Genomic DNA, 790 nt, shown 5'->3' on the forward strand with positions numbered 1-790 from the left:
TGGTGCAATTGGCATTTTGGTGGGTGGGACTCTTTGGTGAAGCGAAGCAATTGCAACGACATTTCCAGGCCAATACGGTGAAGAAACGTAATGTGTTATCGATAGTGCGGATGGGAAAAGAGCTGATGCGACGACGAGACAGATACCCAATGTCAGCCGATGACCTACTCCATGCTGCCAGGAAGCTGGCTGAGTTATCACTCATTTACGGCTGCTGGGGGTATGAATTATGAGGGGATCCTACAGGGTTTTGCACCGGTGGTTGTCGCCGCAATGTGGTTAGGTCGCGCAGGAGCTGTGGCAGGTCTGGCTGCTTTTGGATACTATTTTTATAATCGAGAGAATTAAATAGGAGAATAATATGCAAGAGTTAACTGCTAATGAGAAACTAGAAATTTCTGGTGGCATGGCATTCTTTGTTTACTTTGCAGCAGCTTATTTAGGAACATTTGCTGGTGCTGCTGGATTCGCTTACGGCGCTGTAGATGCAATGTCTGAGCAAAAGTAGTAATTATGCGGGCGTAGGTCCGCATCTTAAAAGGAGGCCTGCCATGATTAGTCGATTTTTTTTTGTTGTTGGTTTAATTTTAGCTTTCATGTGGTTTTTAGGGGTTAGTTCAAACTTTAAAAGTGAAGGTGATTTTATTTCAGACTCAGTTAGTATTGGTGGGAATGTTTTGTTTTTTATTGCGCCGGTATTATCTTTTTTTGTATCGCAAGACATTTTAAATATGGGGTCAAGGTGTTCGATATCTTTCTATTGGTTATCTGTATTGGTGCAATCATTTAT

At 42.3% G+C, this 790-nt stretch carries 2 protein-coding genes and 1 pseudogene; all 3 read left to right on the plus strand.

Annotation, left to right across the window (positions count from 1 at the left end; all coding sequences use genetic code 11):
- Nucleotides 1–233: pseudogene (locus L1D47_RS20900) on the plus strand (IS4 family transposase); the annotation flags it as partial.
- A gap of 128 nt (nucleotides 234–361) precedes the next feature.
- Nucleotides 362–508: a hypothetical protein gene (locus L1D47_RS20905; RefSeq protein WP_157822693.1), complete on the plus strand. Its 147-nt coding sequence runs from the start codon at nucleotides 362–364 to the stop codon at nucleotides 506–508.
- A 43-nt stretch (nucleotides 509–551) separates the two neighbouring features.
- Nucleotides 552–790, plus strand: a 239-nt coding sequence (locus L1D47_RS20910) for a hypothetical protein (RefSeq protein WP_239886638.1), incomplete at its 3' end; no start/stop codon positions are given.

Source organism: Shewanella sp. Isolate7 (genome assembly GCF_022398425.1).
Taxonomy (GTDB): domain Bacteria; phylum Pseudomonadota; class Gammaproteobacteria; order Enterobacterales; family Shewanellaceae; genus Shewanella.

What these genes read in the sequence shown, in the direction of transcription:
- L1D47_RS20905 (WP_157822693.1), top strand. Translation starts at nt 362, where the DNA reads ATGCAAGAGTTAACTGCTAATGAGAAACTAGAAATTTCTGGTGGCATG.